The sequence below is a fragment of the Pseudarthrobacter sp. IC2-21 genome (genome assembly GCF_034048115.1).
Classification (GTDB): domain Bacteria; phylum Actinomycetota; class Actinomycetes; order Actinomycetales; family Micrococcaceae; genus Arthrobacter; species Arthrobacter naphthalenicus.
In genome coordinates this window covers 4,080,594-4,096,551 of record NZ_CP139145.1, presented here as the reverse complement: position 1 = coordinate 4,096,551, position 15,958 = coordinate 4,080,594, and the positions used below count along the sequence as shown (strand labels likewise).

At 66.3% G+C, this 15,958-nt stretch carries 14 protein-coding genes; 10 read left to right on the top strand and 4 right to left on the bottom strand.

What is annotated here, in order from left to right:
• Nucleotides 1-23 precede the first annotated feature (23 nt).
• Complete coding sequence (locus tag SBP01_RS18945; protein ID WP_320536913.1) at nucleotides 24-1,583, top strand: S8 family serine peptidase; 1,560 nt, start codon at nucleotides 24-26, stop codon at nucleotides 1,581-1,583.
• A gap of 205 nt (nucleotides 1,584-1,788) precedes the next feature.
• Here the strand turns inward: SBP01_RS18945 and ald are convergent, their stop codons facing one another.
• Nucleotides 1,789-2,907, bottom strand: coding sequence for an alanine dehydrogenase (gene ald / locus SBP01_RS18940; protein WP_275213122.1), 1,119 nt, complete (start codon nucleotides 2,905-2,907; stop codon nucleotides 1,789-1,791).
• A gap of 235 nt (nucleotides 2,908-3,142) precedes the next feature.
• Between ald and SBP01_RS18935 the strand changes: the two genes are divergently transcribed.
• Nucleotides 3,143-4,360 carry a helix-turn-helix domain-containing protein gene (locus SBP01_RS18935; RefSeq protein WP_320536912.1) on the top strand — a complete coding sequence of 406 codons (1,218 nt, stop codon included), beginning with the start codon at nucleotides 3,143-3,145 and terminating at the stop codon, nucleotides 4,358-4,360.
• On the opposite strand, the gene SBP01_RS18930 is transcribed toward SBP01_RS18935, so the two are convergent.
• Complete coding sequence (locus tag SBP01_RS18930) at nucleotides 4,357-4,773, bottom strand: helix-turn-helix domain-containing protein (protein ID WP_320536911.1); 417 nt, start codon at nucleotides 4,771-4,773, stop codon at nucleotides 4,357-4,359. The two genes, SBP01_RS18935 and SBP01_RS18930, sit on opposite strands and share 4 nt — an antisense overlap.
• Nucleotides 4,774-4,821: 48 nt before the next feature.
• On the opposite strand from SBP01_RS18930, the gene SBP01_RS18925 reads away from it, so the two are divergent.
• Nucleotides 4,822-5,604 (top strand): alpha/beta hydrolase, encoded by a 783-nt coding sequence (locus tag SBP01_RS18925; protein WP_320536910.1) that lies wholly within the window; start codon nucleotides 4,822-4,824, stop codon nucleotides 5,602-5,604.
• Nucleotides 5,605-5,637: 33 nt separating this feature from the next.
• Here SBP01_RS18925 and SBP01_RS18920 read toward each other — a convergent pair whose 3' ends face one another.
• Nucleotides 5,638-5,916, bottom strand: a complete 279-nt coding sequence (locus SBP01_RS18920; RefSeq protein ID WP_275213126.1) for an HPr family phosphocarrier protein — start codon at nucleotides 5,914-5,916, stop codon at nucleotides 5,638-5,640.
• 53 nt (nucleotides 5,917-5,969) lie between these two features.
• A complete protein-coding gene (gene ptsP, locus SBP01_RS18915) occupies nucleotides 5,970-7,655 on the bottom strand; it encodes a phosphoenolpyruvate--protein phosphotransferase (RefSeq protein ID WP_320536909.1) in 1,686 nt (561 codons plus the stop codon).
• Nucleotides 7,656-7,816: 161 nt separating this feature from the next.
• Here ptsP and SBP01_RS18910 point away from each other — a divergent pair, with 161 nt between their 5' ends.
• The 7 genes from SBP01_RS18910 (at nucleotide 7,817) to SBP01_RS18880 (ending at nucleotide 15,897) form a co-directional block, all read left to right on the top strand.
• Complete coding sequence (locus tag SBP01_RS18910; protein WP_275213128.1) at nucleotides 7,817-8,545, top strand: TetR/AcrR family transcriptional regulator; 729 nt, start codon at nucleotides 7,817-7,819, stop codon at nucleotides 8,543-8,545.
• 49 nt (nucleotides 8,546-8,594) lie between these two features.
• A complete protein-coding gene (locus SBP01_RS18905; protein WP_320536908.1) occupies nucleotides 8,595-10,682 on the top strand; it encodes a PTS mannitol transporter subunit IICBA in 2,088 nt (695 codons plus the stop codon).
• Nucleotides 10,682-11,845 (top strand): mannitol-1-phosphate 5-dehydrogenase, encoded by a 1,164-nt coding sequence (locus tag SBP01_RS18900; protein ID WP_320536907.1) that lies wholly within the window; start codon nucleotides 10,682-10,684, stop codon nucleotides 11,843-11,845. Before SBP01_RS18905 ends, SBP01_RS18900 begins: the two co-directional genes overlap by 1 nt.
• A gap of 249 nt (nucleotides 11,846-12,094) precedes the next feature.
• Nucleotides 12,095-13,045 carry a siderophore ABC transporter substrate-binding protein gene (locus SBP01_RS18895; RefSeq protein WP_320536906.1) on the top strand — a complete coding sequence of 317 codons (951 nt, stop codon included), beginning with the start codon at nucleotides 12,095-12,097 and terminating at the stop codon, nucleotides 13,043-13,045.
• A 47-nt stretch (nucleotides 13,046-13,092) separates the two neighbouring features.
• A complete protein-coding gene (locus tag SBP01_RS18890; RefSeq protein WP_320536905.1) occupies nucleotides 13,093-14,100 on the top strand; it encodes an ABC transporter permease in 1,008 nt (335 codons plus the stop codon).
• Nucleotides 14,093-15,142: an iron chelate uptake ABC transporter family permease subunit gene (locus SBP01_RS18885; RefSeq protein ID WP_320536904.1), complete on the top strand. Its 1,050-nt coding sequence runs from the start codon at nucleotides 14,093-14,095 to the stop codon at nucleotides 15,140-15,142. Before SBP01_RS18890 ends, SBP01_RS18885 begins: the two co-directional genes overlap by 8 nt.
• Nucleotides 15,139-15,897: an ABC transporter ATP-binding protein gene (locus SBP01_RS18880; RefSeq protein ID WP_320536903.1), complete on the top strand. Its 759-nt coding sequence runs from the start codon at nucleotides 15,139-15,141 to the stop codon at nucleotides 15,895-15,897. The genes SBP01_RS18885 and SBP01_RS18880 overlap by 4 nt, the downstream gene beginning before the upstream one ends.
• The last annotated feature ends 61 nt before the right edge of the window (nucleotides 15,898-15,958 follow it).

Below are 15,958 nucleotides of genomic sequence, written 5' to 3'. Positions count from 1 at the left end.
GCCGGCAGAAATGGAGCTAGACCATGCAAGGATTCACCAAACTTGTGGCTTCCGCAGGGGCGTTGGCGCTCGCCATCGGCCTGGCTGCGGCCACAGCCCCCGCGGCGGTCTCGGCCGACGGGCAGGCAGCACAAGCCGCGAACCTGTCGACGACGCAGGGCGGCAAGCAGACCTACATCGTGCTGTACAAAGGCAACGGCGTGGCGGACAAATCATTGTCAGCGGTGCGCAGCGCCGGCGGCACCGTCGTGCAGGCCTATCCGCAGATCGGCGTGGCGATTGTGACGTCGGACCGGGCCGGTTTTGACGCCGCCCTCCGCGGGGCGGACCCTGCAGTCCAGGGAGCCGCCTCCACTGCCGGATTCGGCGTGGCTGTTGAAGCCGGGAAGGACGGTACCAACGAAGCGGCCGTCGAGCCCGGAACACCCGGCGTGCCCGCGCCGGGGGAGGACTCCCTTGGCGGCCTCCAGTGGGACATGAACCAGATCCAGGCCCCGGCGGCCCGTGCCATCAACGGGGGAAGCCGCTCGGTGGTGGTCGGTGACATCGACACCGGACTGGACTACAACCACCCGGACCTGGCCCCGAACGTTGATTTCTCCAAGAGTGTCTCCTGCGTGGGCGGCGTACCGAACACCAGCCCCACAGCATGGATGGATGACAACGGCCACGGAACCCACACGGCGGGAACCATCGCCGCGGCCAAGAACGGCATCGGCATGGTGGGTGTAGCCCCCAACGTAAAGATCGCCGGAATCAAGGCCGGCAACGCTGACGGCCTCTTCTTCCCCGAGGCAGTAGTCTGCGCCTTTATGTGGGCAGGGACCCAGGGTATCCAGGTGACCAACAACAGCTACTTTGCGGACCCCTGGCTCTTCAACTGCAAGAACGACCCCGTTCAGCGGGTCATCTGGGAGGCTGAGCGCAGGGCCATCAGGTTCGCGCAGCAAAGCGGAACCACAGTGGTGGCAGCCGAAGGCAACCAGGCGGACGACCTGGCCCATCCCACCCAGGATGCCACCAGCCCCGATGACACCACGCCAGTAATTCGGGACATCACCAACGCGTGCGCTGTGATCCCCACGGAGGTTCCCGGCGTGATCGGCGTGACGGCCAGCGGCAACAAAGGCTTCAAATCGTTCTTCTCAAACTATGGTTCGGGCGCTGCCGATGTTATGGCACCCGGCGGTGACTCGGTGCTGCAGGTGACGGCTGCCGCACCGAACGGACGAGTGCTTTCCACGTACCCGGCTAGCCTCCTGACGACCACATGCCTGCCGACCCGCCGTGTTGTTGACGCCAGCGGGGCCACCTACTGCTACCTCCAGGGAACCTCGATGGCCTCACCCCACGTTGCCGGTGTCGCGGCACTGATCGTCAGCACGGGCGTCAGCAACCCCGGAACCGTTGCCGCACGCATCACCGGCACGGCGGACCCGGTGGCCTGCCCGCCGGACACGAGCATATACAGCTTCTACCCGGCGCTGGACAATGGAGCGCCGCAGGTCTGCAAGGGCGGCGCGGGCTATAACAACTTCAGTGGCCACGGCCAACTGAACGCGCTCCGGGCGATCGGCGGCTAACCCGTCACAGGTCGCCAGAACGGCAGTCATCCAACGCGTGCTGCTCCCCACCGGCCCCCTAGCCTCGCAAGCTCGGCCAGGGAACCCTGCCGGTGTGGGCCCATTTCGTCGCTTTGACGCACGCTTTCTGGATGGCTGCCGTTCTGACGTTAAGCTCCGGCGTCCGCCGCGGTTGCTGGTGCCAGTATTGATCGATGGAGTCTGGCTAGGCCGAAACGAGCTCGTGCCAGTCCGCGACCAGGGGCAGGTGGTGGGCCTCGGAAACGGAGTGGTGTGCCACGTGGCCGCCGGCGATGTTGAGGCCGGCTGCCAGGGCAGGATCACGGTCGAAGGCGGTCCTGACGCCGAGGTTGGCCAGCGCCACGGCGTAGCGCAGGGTGACGTTGGTCAGCGCGTACGTGGAGGTGTTGGGTACGGCGCCGGGCATGTTGGCCACGCAGTAGAAGATGGTGTTGTGCACCTTGTACGTGGGTTCCTGGTGGGTGGTGGGGTGGGTGTCCTCGAAGCAGCCGCCCTGGTCCACGGCGATGTCTACCAGCACGGAGCCCGGCTTCATGCGGGAGACAAGCTCGTTGCTGACCAGTTTGGGGGCCTTGGCACCGGGAATCAGGACCGAGCCGATCACCAGGTCCGCGTCCACCACGGACTTCTCGATCTCATACTTGTTCGAGGCCACGGTCTTGAGGCGTCCGGCGTACTGGGCGTCCAGTTCGCGCAGCCGGTTGATGTTGATGTCCAGGATGGTCACGTCTGCGCCGAGTCCCAGGGCCATGGCTGCGGCGTTGGTGCCCGCGACGCCGGCGCCAAGGACAACCACCTTGGCCGGGCGGACACCGGGTACGCCGCCGAGCAGCACGCCCTTGCCGCCGGCCGGTGCCATGAGTGAGGTGGCGCCAACCTGCACGGAGAGGCGTCCTGCCACCTCGGACATGGGGGCCAACAGCGGCAGGCTGCGGCCTTCCTGGACGGTCTCGTAGGCGATGGCGGTGACGCCGGTGTTGATGAGCTCCTGGGTCAGTTCGGGCTCGGCGGCCAGGTGCAGGTAGGTGAAGAGGATCAGGCCCTTGCGGAAGCGGTGGTATTCGGCCTTGATGGGTTCCTTGACCTTCATGACCATGTCCGCGCGGCCCCAGACGTCGTCGGCGTCGGCCACAATCTCGGCGCCGGCGATCGCGTATTCCTCATCGGTGATTCCGGAGCCGAGCCCTGCCCCGCGCTCAACGAGGACGGTGTGGCCGTGCGTGCGGAACTCGTGAACACCTGCGGCGGTGATGGCGACGCGGAATTCGTTGTTCTTGATCTCTTTGGGGACACCGATGATCATTTTTGGGCTCCATGTTCTCTGGCCGGATAGGCCCGAAATTGCGGGGTAAGGTTGTGATTCCAGAATAAATCCGGCTGTGACCCAGCTGACAGCGATCCCGGCCGCCGGGCACCCGGCGACCGCGGCATTCCGCGGTTTTTGGTTTCCGCAGATCGACAAATGTTTAGCCTGAGGGCGTCAGGTGTCGCCTCGTGTCCGTTCGCTTCGGGAAGCCGCGGGGCAGTAGTGTTAGCCCATGCAGCAGGATGTGGAAGAGCTCGTGGAGCAGGTCGCCCAGAAGCTTGGGCGCGGACTTTCGCTGGAGGACCTGGACGGCCTGCTGCTCGCGTACAGCTCCAATCAGTCGCACGCGGACCAGGTCCGGGTGAACTTCCTGTTGAGCAAACGGGTGCCGGCGGACGTCAGTGCCTGGCAGCTGTCCCACGGCATCGCCACAGCGGTCCGCCCCGTGGTGCTCCCCGCCAACGCGGAGCTGGGCATGCTGGGCCGGGTCTGTGTTCCCCTGATGGTGCGCGGGTTCCGCGTGGGGTATCTCTGGGTGCAGCAGGACTCAGCCGAGGAGAACCCGGCGGCAATCCTCTCCCAGCTTCCGGAGGTGACCCGCGAGATCGAACTGCTTTCCGGCCTCCTCCTGGATTCCAACACGGCCGAGTCGGAGTTCCGGCGCAGCCGGGAACGGGAATTCCTGGCGGCCTGCGCCGGCGAGGCCAACGCCGTAGCCGCCGTGGCCGGGTGGAAGGAAATCCAAGGCAAGGGTCCCTGGCAGATGGTGACAGTGCTCGACGCCGATGGCTGGGCTGGCGGCCCGGACCCCATCGCCTCCACGCTGATTCACCGATCGGCCGCCCTGCAGGCCACGGTGGGGGTGGACATGGCGCTGTTCAGCGCGGGCACGGAAACCCACTCCGTGGTGCTGTTCAGCGAGTCCGTGGGGCGCGCCAACCACGCCCAGGTGCTGGTCCACTACCAGCTTGAGCTCGCCAAACGCTCGGGCCGGCCGGTGCACCGCATCATCCTGGGCATCAGCGAGGGCTTTGCGCGGCCGCGCGAACTGGCCGAGGCCTACCGGCAGTCCCGGCAGGCAGCGCAGGCGGCCGCCGTGGATCCGCAGCTCGGCGAACTGGTGGACTGCCGGGCCACGGGCGTTTACCAGTTGCTGGCATCGGCCGGCGGAGGAGCCGGGGCCTGGACGGACACCGGATCCGTCTACGTCCGAATGCTGGAGGACCACGACCGGAACCACGAGCTACTGCCGGTCCTGGAGCTTATTTACGATAACGATGGTTCGATCCAGGACGTGGCCGCCAAACTCCACCTCCACCGCAGCAGCGTCTACAACCGCCTGGGCCGCATCCGCCAGCTCCTCGGCGTCGACCCCCTGAAAGGGATGCCCAGGCTCGAACTGCACGCCGCGCTGAAGATGCGCCGCTGGGCCGCGCGGCCCCGGATCTAGGACGATTCCGCGGGCTGTTTTGTGGGCTCGGCCTGCTTCGCGTGCTCGTTTTTCTTTTGTTGCTCCAGCCAGGCCATGATGGCGGCCAGCCTGATCCGGCGGTGCGTGCCGCGGTATTCCACGGGAATCTCGCCGCGATCGGTCATGTTGCGCAGAAACGTGTGTGAAATCCCGGCGAGCTCCGCGGCCTGTGAGGTGGTGAGCATTTCCTCCACGCTGCTTACGGTTACCGCTTCGCCGCGCCCGAACCTACTGAGAAGATCGACGACGGCGTCCCTCGCCTGGGGCGTGAGCCGGTGGACCGTGCCATCCACAAAGACGGTGATGTCATGGCCGCCTTCGAGTGCCTGCCGCAGTTTGGCGGCGTCCTCCGCCGGCAGGCCGGGCGTCATCCGGGGAGCTATCAGTGCCATGCCAACAGCCTAACCGGCGCCGGGACGGGCCGGCGGTATGCTCGCTGGGTGAAACTTAACGGTGGCAGGGACATCGAGGCCGGCGGCCTGTCAGGCCGGCTTTACTCTTCCGTGGGACCTGCCGCCGATACCCCGCGAAGGACCTACGTCCTGCTGCACGGGATCGGCGTTTCGCACCGGTACCTCGCACGACTACACCAGGAACTGGCCCGCGGCGCCGATGTCCACTCCTTCGACCTCCCCGGGTTCGGCGATGCGCCCAGGCCGCGCCGCCAGGTTCCGGTGGGTGAGTATGCGGCGTTTGTCCGTGCCGGGCTTGCCGCGGCCGGGGTGAGGTCCTGTGTGGTGATCGGTCATTCCATGGGAACCCAGCACGCGGTGGAACTCGCCCTGCAGGAGCCGGACCTTGTGGACGGCGTGGTGCTGATGGGCCCCGTCGTCGACCCCCGGCGGCGGACCGTTGTGCAGCAGGCGCTTGCGCTGACCCGCGACGCCATGTTCAGCGAGAGCATCTCCGCGAATGCACTGGTCTTTTCCGACTACTTCCGCGCCGGCCCCCGCTGGTACCTCACCGAGTTGCCCGTCATGATGGACTACCCCATGGAGGCAAGGGTTCCGGGCGTGGGCCAGCCGGTGCTGGTCCTTCGGGGCAGCCAGGACCCGGTGGCTGACCGGGAATGGTGCCGGCGGCTCGCGGACCGGGCACCCCGGGGCAGCCTGACCGAGATCCCCGGCCATGGCCACGTTTTCCAGCACACCGCCACCGGCCCGGCAGCTGCAGCAATCACCAGCTGGGCCAGGGCGGCGGACGGCTTCGGCGTCATCGCCTGACCCCCCAGCCAGGCGTCGTACCTTGGGCGTTGCCTACTCCGCGTCGAGGTCCGTTTCCAGCAGCTTTACGAGCGAATCCAGCGCCGCGTCCGCGCCGTCACCTTCGGCCCGGAGCACCACCACATCGCCCTTCGCGGCACCGAGCGTCATCAGGGACAGGATGCTGGATGCGTCCAGTGCCTCGTCTTCCGGTTCGCCCTGCTTGGCGATGGTGACGTCCACTCCCACGTCTCCGGCCGCCTCAGCGAAAAGTGCAGCGGGGCGGGCGTGCAGGCCGGAGCGGCTGGCGATGGTGGCAATGCGTTCGGGCATGGTTCCTCCTGGTTGATGCTGTGGCGGTGGTGGGCAACGGCGGGGCGGGCTGCCTAGAGCCCGAGTTCTTCGAGCACGGGAAGTTTCTCCCGCACCCAGGCCCGGGCCTCGGTGGCGCTCGGCGCGGACAGCGCCAGCTTGGCCAGTTCCTGCGCCTCGGCCAGCGTGACCGTCTTCAGCACCGCCGCCACGGCGGCGAGGGACCGCGCGGTCATGGACAGCGTGTTGACTCCCAGCCCCGTGAGGACGACGGCGAGGGCCGGGTCGGCGGCAGCCTCACCGCAGACGCCAACAGGTTTGTTGTTGCCTTCCGCGCGGGAGCCTTCCACGGTGAGTCCCACCAGGCGGAGGACGGCCGGCTGCCACGGGGTGTTCAGGTTGGCGAGGGGGCCCAGCTGCCGGTCGGCGGCCATGGCGTACTGGGTGAGGTCGTTGGTGCCGAGGCTCGCGAAGGCCACCTCGCGAAGGATGGCTTCGGCGGTGAGGGCGGCGGACGGGACCTCCACCATGACGCCGGGGGTTTTGATGCCGGCGTCCGCGCACATGGAGGCAAAGCGGGCGGCCTCTTCGGCGGTGGAGATCATGGGGGCCATGACCCACACGTCCGCTTCGGACTGCTTCTCGGCCAGTGCGATTGCTTCGAGCTGGCGGTCCAGGACACCGGGGGTGGTGAAGTCCGTGCGGTAGCCGCGGACGCCAAGCGCGGGGTTGGGTTCCGTGGAGTCAGTCAGGAACGGGAGGGGTTTGTCGGCGCCGGCGTCGAGGGTCCGCAGGACCACCTTCTTGCCCGGGAAAGCGTCAAAGACGCTCTTATAGGCGGCGGCCTGCTCTTCCACACTGGGTTCGGTGTCCCGTTCCAGGAAGCAGAATTCGGTGCGGAACAGTCCCACGCCCTGGGCTCCCAGCTTCGCGGCGGCTTCCGCGTCCTTGCCGCCGCCCACGTTGGCGAGCAGCGGCACCAGGTGACCGTCCGCCGTCGTGCCCGTGCCGGTGAACTCGGACAGCAAGGAAGCCGTTGCCGCCCATGCCTCCGCGGCTGCGCGGAAGGAGTCGTCCGGATCGGAGGTGATGCTGCCCGCGGCGCCGTCCACAAACACTTCGGTACCGTCCGGCAGTTCGTCAACGCCCACGGCCGCAACGACGGCGGGTAGGCCGAGGGAGCGGGCGATGATGGCCGTGTGGGACTGCGGGCCGCCGCCTGCCGTCACGAGTGCAAGGACCTTGTTCGGGTCCAGGGTGGCGGTATCGGCCGGCGCCAGGTCCTCTGCCACCAGGACGAAGGGGGTGGTGGAGGCGGGAATGCCGGGCGCCGGAACGCCCCGGAGTTCGGCCACGATCCGGGCGCGGACGTCCAGGACGTCGGTGGCGCGCTCAGCCATGTAGCCGCCGAGGTTGTGCAGCATTTCCGAGACCGAGGAACCTGATTCCCAGATGGCCCGCTCGCTCGAGGTGCCGCGGGCCACCAGCTTGGCCGCTCCCTTGATCAGCATGGTGTCCTTGGCCATCAGTGCCGTGGCTTCCAGGACCGCCTTGCCGTCACCGGTGGCGTGCGCGGCACGGGCCTTCAGTTCATCGTGCACCGCCTGGGCCGCCGCCTTCAGGGCGGCGGTGGCCTCCTCCGCGGAAGTGCCGGGCGCCAGCTGCTCGCCCGCGGGGGGTTCGCTGATCGGTTTGGGCATTTGGCGGATGGTTCCGATGACGCGGCCGGGGCTGACGCCTACTCCTGAAAAGGTCTGCACTGAAGGTCCTCGTTCTCTGCCGGTAGCCAGGCGCGTCCCGGAACATCCCCGGCGCCATGCCGGGGTGCCGCGACTGCTGCGTGCGGCGGTGGAAACGTGCCTGAAAAAATTGTATGTGATTCAGTTCATATAGCAATGCTATAGGTGATAGGGTAGCGGCTATGAGTTTGGATGGCCAGCTTCCCCCCAAAATGCGACTGTTGCGAGCAGCAGCCGAATTGCTGGCAAATTCAGCCGGGGCAGCCGTTTCCACCCGCCAGATCACCCAGCTGGCGGGCGTCACGGCGCCCACCCTGTACCACCACTTCGGTGACAAGGAAGGTCTCTTCGACGCCGTTGTGGCCGCAGGTTTTGAGGAGTATGTAGCGGGTGAGAGAGATTTCGCCCCGTCCGGACAGCCGCTAGAGGATATCCGGCGGATGTGGGACAACCACGTCCTGTTTGGGCTGAAACAGCCGGAACTGTACCTGGTCATGTTCGGCAATATCCGCCCGGAAAGCCGTCCCGCCATCGTCGCCGACGCGGAGGCGCTGCTGGAGGAAATGCTGACCAAGGCAGCGGCTGCGGGCCAGCTGAACGTCCAGCCACGGGAAGCAGCCAGGTCCATCCTGGCCGCCAACGTGGGCGTGACGCTCATGCTGATAGCGGAGCCCGCCGCTGAACGGAACCTTGAACTGTCCACCATGACCCGGGATGCCATGATCTTTGCGGTGTCCACGGAGCAGGCCGCCGGAACATCCCGGGAAGACTCGGGCAGGTCCTCGGTGGTGGTGGCCGCGATCGCCCTGAATGCCGCACTTCAGGCGTCGCACTCGGACCAACTATCAAGTTCAGAACTGAAATTGTTCCTCGAATGGCTCCACCGAATCTCCACCAGCACGTCGTCGTAAATATCGGACCCATCCTGCGCAGCAGCAGGAAAGACGGTTAGGAAATCACATGGCAACGCAGACAGTTGCAAAACCCCGCACCAGCGTGCGGGTCGGCGTCCAGAAGTTCGGGACGTTCCTGTCCGGAATGATCATGCCCAACATCGGGGCATTCATCGCCTGGGGCCTCATCACCGCCCTCTTCATCGAAAAGGGCTGGATCCCGGTGCCGGGCCTGGGAGGTTTCGGCGAAACCGACGGGAAGCCGAACATTGGCCTGGTCGGCCCGATGATCACCTACCTGCTGCCGCTGCTGATCGCCTACACCGGCGGCCGGATGGTCTATGACGTCCGCGGCGGCGTGGTGGGCGCCATCGGCACCATGGGCGTCATTGTGGGCGCCGGCATCCCGATGTTCATCGGCGCCATGATCATGGGCCCCCTCGGCGGCTGGACCATGAAGAAGATCGACTCCCTGTGGGACGGCAAGATCCGGCCCGGGTTCGAAATGCTGGTGAACAACTTCTCCGCCGGCATCTGGGGCGCCTTCCTGGCCATGCTCGGGTTCTATGGCATCTCCCCGCTGGTGCAGGCGTTCAGCACGGGCGCAGGAAACGTGGTCCAGTTCCTGGTCAACAACGGCCTTCTCCCGCTCACCAGCATCTTTATTGAGCCGGCCAAGGTCCTGTTCCTGAACAACGCCATCAACCATGGCGTGCTGACCCCGCTGGGCATCCAGCAGTCGCTTCAGCAGGGCAAGTCCATCCTGTTCCTGCTTGAGGCAAACCCGGGCCCCGGCCTGGGCATCCTGCTGGCCTACATGTTCTTCGGCAAGGGTGTGGCCAAGGCTTCGGCTCCTGGCGCGGCTCTCATCCACTTCCTCGGCGGCATCCACGAGATCTACTTCCCCTACGTCCTGATGCGCCCGCTGCTGATCCTCGCCTCGATCGCCGGCGGCATGACCGGCATTGCCACGCTGGCCCTCACCGGCTCCGGCCTGGTTGCGCCGGCAGCACCTGGTTCAATCCTCGCAGTCCTCGCCCAGACGTCCCGCGACAGCTACGTGGGGGTGATCCTCGCGGTGCTGCTCGCCACCACGGTTTCCTTCCTGGTGGCTTCCGTGATCCTGAAGACCACCAAGCACAGCGACGAGGTTGACCTGAACGACGCCACCTCCAAGATGGAGGCCATGAAGGGCAAGAAGAGCTCGGTCTCCTCGGTCCTGACCGGCGCCGGTGCAGGCGGCGGCGTGGGAACGGCCGTGCTGGCCGGCCCGGTGCGGAACATTGTGTTCGCGTGCGACGCCGGCATGGGCTCCAGTGCCATGGGCGCCTCGGTGCTGCGGAACAAGATCAAGGCTGCCGGGTTCCCGGAGGTCAAGGTCACCAACTCGGCCATCGCCAACCTCAGCGACACCTACGACGTCGTCATTACCCACCAGGACCTCACCGAGCGGGCCAAGCCGGCCACCTCGAGCGCGGTGCACTTCTCCGTGGACAACTTCATGAATAGCCCCCGCTACGACGAAATCGTGGAGCTGGTCAAGGAAAGCAACTCACCCGAAGCCGGGGGCGGCGAGGCTGAAACGGCCGGCGCCTCGGGTTCAGGCGCAGCAGGTGTCCCGGTTGCAGCAGCAGCCGCGGGTGCCGGAACCGCCGCGGCCGGCCATGGCGCGCACGTTGCCAACGCTCCCGTGGACGGGGCACCTGCCGCAGCCGCGCCGCCGTCGGACATCCTGGTGGCGGACAGCGTCATCCTCAACGGCCGCGCAACCACCCGTGATGCCGCCATTGACGAAGCGGGCCGGCTCCTGCTGGACCGCGGCGCCGTGGATGAGGGCTACATCGCAGCCATGCACGAACGCGAGGAGTCGGTGTCCACGTACATGGGCAGCTTCCTGGCCATCCCGCACGGCACCAACGCCGCCAAGGACCACATCATGAAGTCCGCCGTGTCCGTGATCCGCTACCCGGACGGCATCGACTGGAACGGCAAGCAGGTCAAGTTCGTGGTGGGCGTGGCCGGCATCAACAACGAGCACCTCCAGATCCTGTCCTCCATCGCCAAGGTCTTCACCAACAAGGCCCAGGTGGCCCAGCTGGAGGCCGCCACGTCGGTCGAAGAAGTCCTGGACCTGTTCGGAAAGGTCAACGCATAGTGAAGGCCGTACATTTTGGCGCCGGAAACATCGGCCGCGGGTTCGTGGGGCTTCTGCTGCACCAGGCGGGCTATGAGCTGGTGTTCGCCGACGTCGCAGAGGCCCTCATTGACCAGCTGGCGGCAGCTGACAGTTACAACGTCAACGAGGTGGGGGAGAACCCGACCGTCCGGACCGTGGACAATTTCCGGGCGCTGAATTCGGCCACCCAGGAAGCGGAGCTGGTGCGGGAAATCGCGACGGCGGACATCGTCACCACCGCGGTGGGGCCGCACATCCTGAAGTTCGTGGCGCCCGCCATCACCAAGGGCATCGCCGCGCGGGAGGCCGGGCTGGCGCCGCTGCAGGTGATGGCCTGTGAAAATGCCATCAACGCCACGGACATCCTGCGGGACGAGGTGGCTGCGCTCTGGGACGACGCCGCCGGTTCGCTGGATTCACTGGCGGTGTTCGCGAACACCGCCGTGGACCGGATCGTGCCCAACCAGGAACCCGGCCAGGGCCTGGATGTAACGGTGGAAACGTTTTACGAGTGGGTCATCGACCGGAGCGCCTTTGGTGACGCGGCGCCGGTGATTCCCGGTGCCACGTTTGTGGACGATCTCTCGCCCTACATTGAGCGGAAGCTCTTTACCGTCAACACCGGGCATGCCTCCGCGGCGTACTTCGGGTTCGAGGCCGGGCTGGAGAAGATTTCCGATGCCATGGCCGATCAGGACGTTGCGGAGGACGTCCGGGCGGTCCTGGAGGAGACCAAGCAGCTGCTCGTGGCCAAACACGGGTTCAGCAACGATGAGCAGGAAGCCTACGTCCAGAAGATCCTGGTCCGGTTCTCCAACCCGCACCTGCCCGATACCGTGACCCGCGTAGGCCGCGCGCCGCTGCGGAAACTCAGCCGGCACGAGCGGTTCATCGGTCCGGCTGCCGAGCTGGCGGAGCGCGGGATTGTGCCTGAGGCCCTGCTGGGTGCCATTGCCGCGGCCCTGCGCTTCAACGATCCCGCGGATGCCGAAGCAACAGAGCTGGCGCAGATCCTGGCGGCCTCGTCCCCTGCGGATGCGACTGCGCAGATCACCGGGCTAGCCCCCGAGCACCCGCTGTTCGCCGCCGTGTCCACGCTCGTGGAGGAGCGGCAGGCGGAAGGAGCCAAGGCCCCGGCCTGACCCGTCTGCGGTCCTCACCCGCCGCCTCCCACCCCGGACGCTCTCTCACTTAATGCGGGTTTTTCCGAAACCCTCCCGCACTAAAGCACGACGCCGGCACTCACCCGAGTGCCGGCGTCGTGCGTTGTGATGCCGCTCACTTATTTCCGGAAACCGGCCTGACGTTTTGAAGTTAGCCTTACCTTACTTATAGAGTTCAGGGACATTAGGCAACAAACACGTGACGTTATTAGCGGACTGGAGATTGACGTGAAAAAGAAGCTTTCGAGCTACCTGGGGGCACTGGCTGCGGGAGCTGCGCTGCTGAGCATGACCGCGTGCGGCGGCAGCGCCACCGCGACGCCCGCATCTGAGGCAGCGGCCGGCATCACGGTGGAACACGCCCAGGGCAGCACGGCCAACGTGCCGGTCAACCCGGAGAAGGTCTTCACGTTCGATCTCGGCGTGCTGGACACCCTGGATGCGCTCGGCGTCGAACCGGCCGGGGTGCCGGAGGCGAGCTACCCGGCTTCACTCTCGAAGTACGCTGACGCCAAGTACGAGAAGATCGGTTCGCTCAAGGAACCCGACTTCGAAGCCGTCAGCGCCGGCGCGCCGGACCTCATCATCATCTCGGGCCGCACCGCCGGCGCCTATGAGGAACTGAGCAAAATCGCGCCCACCATCGACCTGTCCATCGATGCCGCAAGCCCGATGGAAAGCTTCAAGGACCAGACGAAGAAACTGGGCGCCATCTTCAACAAGACTGCGGAAGTTGACGCCAAGCTGGCCGGCGTGGACGCCACCATCGCCGCGACCAAGGCCAAGGCAGCTGATGCCGGCAAGGGCCTGATCGTGCTGACCTCCGGCGGGGAGGTCACCGCCTACGGCGCGGGCTCGCGCTTCGGCCTCATCCACGACGTCCTGGGGGTCCCCACTGCAGCCGACGTCAAGGCCGACGGAAGCCACGGCGAATCCGTGTCCTTCGAATACATCAAGCAGGTCAACCCCGACCTCCTGTACGTGATCAACCGCGACACCGCCATCGGTTCCGAGGCTGCCGGCGCCAACCCCGTCCTGGACAACGAACTGGTCCGGTCCACCAACGCCGCCAAGAACAACAAGATCATCAGCCTGGACCCCGCCGCCTGGTACATCGTGGGCTACGGCTTGAACAACGTTGAAGCGATGGTCAATGCCGTTGCCGATTCGGTGGCCTGAGCCCGCGCCTGACTGCTGACGGAGCCTGAGAAACTGACGTTCGAATCATGACAACCACGGCGGTGCGGACCGTCGCCCCCGTTAGCCGCGGCCGGGCCCGCCAATACGCAGGCCTGGTCGCTGCCGCGGCCGTTGTGCTGGCACTCGCGGCCGTCAGCATGTTCGTGGGGGTCAGCGACGTGTCACTGCCGGCCCTGCTGGCGGGCGACCCGGCCGCCGTCGACATCTTCTGGATCTCCCGCGTGCCCCGGACCCTGGCCGTGATCCTCGCCGGAATGTCGGTGGCCGTGGCGGGACTGATCATGCAGCTGATGGCCCGGAACCGGTTTGTGGAACCCTCCACCGTGGGAACCGTCGAATCCGCAACGCTGGGCATCCTGGTGGTCACGGTGGCCATTCCGACGGCGCCGATCCTCCTTCGGATGGGCGTCGCCAGTGTTTTCGCAGTCATAGGCACGGCACTGTTTTTGGCCATCCTGCGGCGACTGCCCACCCGCAACACCCTTCTGATCCCGTTGGTGGGCATCATGCTCGGCGGGGTCATCGCCGCCGTGACCACGTTCTTCGCCTACCGGTTCGACCTGCTGCAGACCCTGAGCAACTGGATGATTGGCGACTTCTCCGGGGTGCTCCGCGGCCGCTATGAGCTGCTGTGGATTGTGGCCGCCCTGATGCTCGTGGGGCTGCTGGCCGCCGACCGGTTCACCGTGGCCGGCATGGGGGAGGACTTCACCACCAACCTCGGCCTGAACTACAACCGCACCATGCGCCTGGGGTTGGTTATCGTTTCGCTGATCTCCGCTGTGGTGGTGACCACCGTGGGCGCCGTACCGTTCCTGGGCCTGGTGGTCCCCAACATCGTCTCGCTCCTGTTCGGCGACAACCTGCGCCGGGCCGTGCCGTGGACGGCCGTGTTCGGGGCCGGCTTTGTGCTGGTCTGCGACATCCTTGGCCGGACCATCCGCTATCCCTATGAAGTTCCGGTGGGGATGGTGATGGCCGTGGTGGGCGCCATCCTGTTCCTGGTCCTGATCCTGAGGAAGCGCAATGCCTGAAACTCCCGCCCCTGCCGCCCCTCCGGACCCGGCTGAGGTGGCCGGGAAAGGCGCCACGCGTCCCGCAGCGTCCCTGCGAAACCGCATCAGGACTGCCCCGCTGCGGCTCGTCATCGGCCTCCTGGCCGCCGCCACCGTTGCCGCCGTCGTGTTCTTCCTCTTCAGCGACCTCAAGGGCAACGTGGGCTACGTGCTTCCCCGCCGCGCCCTCAAGGTGGCCGCGATGCTGCTGGTGGCCGTCGCCGTGGGGGTTTCCACCCTGCTGTTCCAGACCGTCACCGCCAACCGGATCCTCACGCCCTCCATCATGGGCTTCGACTCGCTCTACATCCTGGTGCAGACGGCGCTCGTCTTTACCGTGAGTGCCGCGGCAGTCACGTCAGCGCCGCCTACGCTGCAGTTCGGCGTCGAGGTGGTCCTGATGGTTGCCTTCAGCGCGCTCCTGTACCGCTGGATGTTCACCGGCGCCACCCGGTCCCTGCACCTCCTGCTGCTGGTGGGCATCATCCTGGGCAGCCTCTTCCGCGGGTTCTCCTCGCTGCTGCAGCGGCTGATGGAGCCCAGCGAATTCATCATCCTGCAGGATCTGTTTTTCGCCAGCTTCAACAACGTGGATCCGGCGCTGCTGGGTGTCTCCGCCGTGATCATCGGCGCCGTCTGCATCCCCGTGTGGCGGGCCCGGCACACCCTGGACGTCCTGGCGCTGGGCCGCGACCTGGCCATCAACGTGGGGGTGGACCACCGCCGCGTAGTCATGCGGATCCTGCTGGCATGCTCCCTGCTGGTGGCCGTTTCCACCGCACTCGTGGGTCCCGTGACCTTCTTCGGGCTGCTGGTGGTCAGCCTCGGCTACCAGCTGTGCCGCGCCTTCAACCACGCCCGGCTGATCCCCATCGTGGTGCTCATCGGTGCTGTCGCGCTGGTGGGCGGACAGCTGATCCTGGAACGGGTCTTCGGCTTCGCCACCGCGCTCAGCGTTGTGATCGAGTTCGCCGGCGGCATCCTCTTCCTTTACCTCCTGCTGAAAGGCTCGCTGAAATGATTGACGTCCGGAACGTCTCCAAGAGCTACGGCGGCCAGCAGGTCCTCGACGACGTCAGCTGCGTGATACCCCGCGGCGGCATCACGTCCATCATCGGGCCCAACGGCGCGGGCAAGTCCACGCTGCTCTCCTTGATCAGCCGGCTCCAGCCGCTGGAATCAGGGGCTGTCTCGGTGGCCGGGCTGGATATTACGGCCACGCCCAGCCGCGACCTGGCCCGTACACTGGCCATCCTCCGCCAGGAGAACCACCTGACCATGCGGCTGACCGTCCGCGACCTGGTGGCGTTCGGCCGGTTCCCGCACTCGGGCGGCCAGCCCACGGTGGAGGACCTGGCCAAGGTGGAGGAGGCCATCGCGCATCTGGACCTGGGCGCCATGGCGGACAAGTTCGTGGACGAGCTCTCCGGCGGCCAGCGGCAACGCGCCTACATCGCCATGGTCCTCGCGCAGGACACCGAATACCTGCTCCTGGACGAGCCGCTGAACAACCTGGACATGAAGCACTCGGTGGAGATGATGCGGCTGCTGCGCCGGTTGGCCGACGACCTGGGCAAAACCATCGTCCTGGTGGTCCACGACATCAACTTCGCGTCCTGCTACTCGGACACCATCCTGGGCATGAAGGACGGCCGGCTCATCCACCAGGGGAGCCCGGCGCAGATCATGCAGGCCGCCATGCTGCACGACGTGTACGACATCGACATCCGTATCGAGGAGATCGACGGGAACCGCATCGGCGTCTACTTCGCCTGACCCCTCCCGAAACGCTCTCTCACCTAATGCGGGTTTTCCTGGAACCCTCTCTCATTAATGC

What these genes read in the sequence shown, in the direction of transcription:
- SBP01_RS18930 (WP_320536911.1), bottom strand. Translation starts at nt 4,773, where the DNA reads ATGGCACTGATAGCTCCCCGGATGACGCCCGGCCTGCCGGCGGAGGAC.
- SBP01_RS18885 (WP_320536904.1), top strand. Translation starts at nt 14,093, where the DNA reads ATGCCTGAAACTCCCGCCCCTGCCGCCCCTCCGGACCCGGCTGAGGTG.
- ald (WP_275213122.1), bottom strand. Translation starts at nt 2,907, where the DNA reads ATGATCATCGGTGTCCCCAAAGAGATCAAGAACAACGAATTCCGCGTC.
- SBP01_RS18910 (WP_275213128.1), top strand. Translation starts at nt 7,817, where the DNA reads ATGAGTTTGGATGGCCAGCTTCCCCCCAAAATGCGACTGTTGCGAGCA.
- SBP01_RS18880 (WP_320536903.1), top strand. Translation starts at nt 15,139, where the DNA reads ATGATTGACGTCCGGAACGTCTCCAAGAGCTACGGCGGCCAGCAGGTC.
- SBP01_RS18905 (WP_320536908.1), top strand. Translation starts at nt 8,595, where the DNA reads ATGGCAACGCAGACAGTTGCAAAACCCCGCACCAGCGTGCGGGTCGGC.
- SBP01_RS18890 (WP_320536905.1), top strand. Translation starts at nt 13,093, where the DNA reads ATGACAACCACGGCGGTGCGGACCGTCGCCCCCGTTAGCCGCGGCCGG.
- SBP01_RS18920 (WP_275213126.1), bottom strand. Translation starts at nt 5,916, where the DNA reads ATGCCCGAACGCATTGCCACCATCGCCAGCCGCTCCGGCCTGCACGCC.
- SBP01_RS18935 (WP_320536912.1), top strand. Translation starts at nt 3,143, where the DNA reads ATGCAGCAGGATGTGGAAGAGCTCGTGGAGCAGGTCGCCCAGAAGCTT.
- SBP01_RS18945 (WP_320536913.1), top strand. Translation starts at nt 24, where the DNA reads ATGCAAGGATTCACCAAACTTGTGGCTTCCGCAGGGGCGTTGGCGCTC.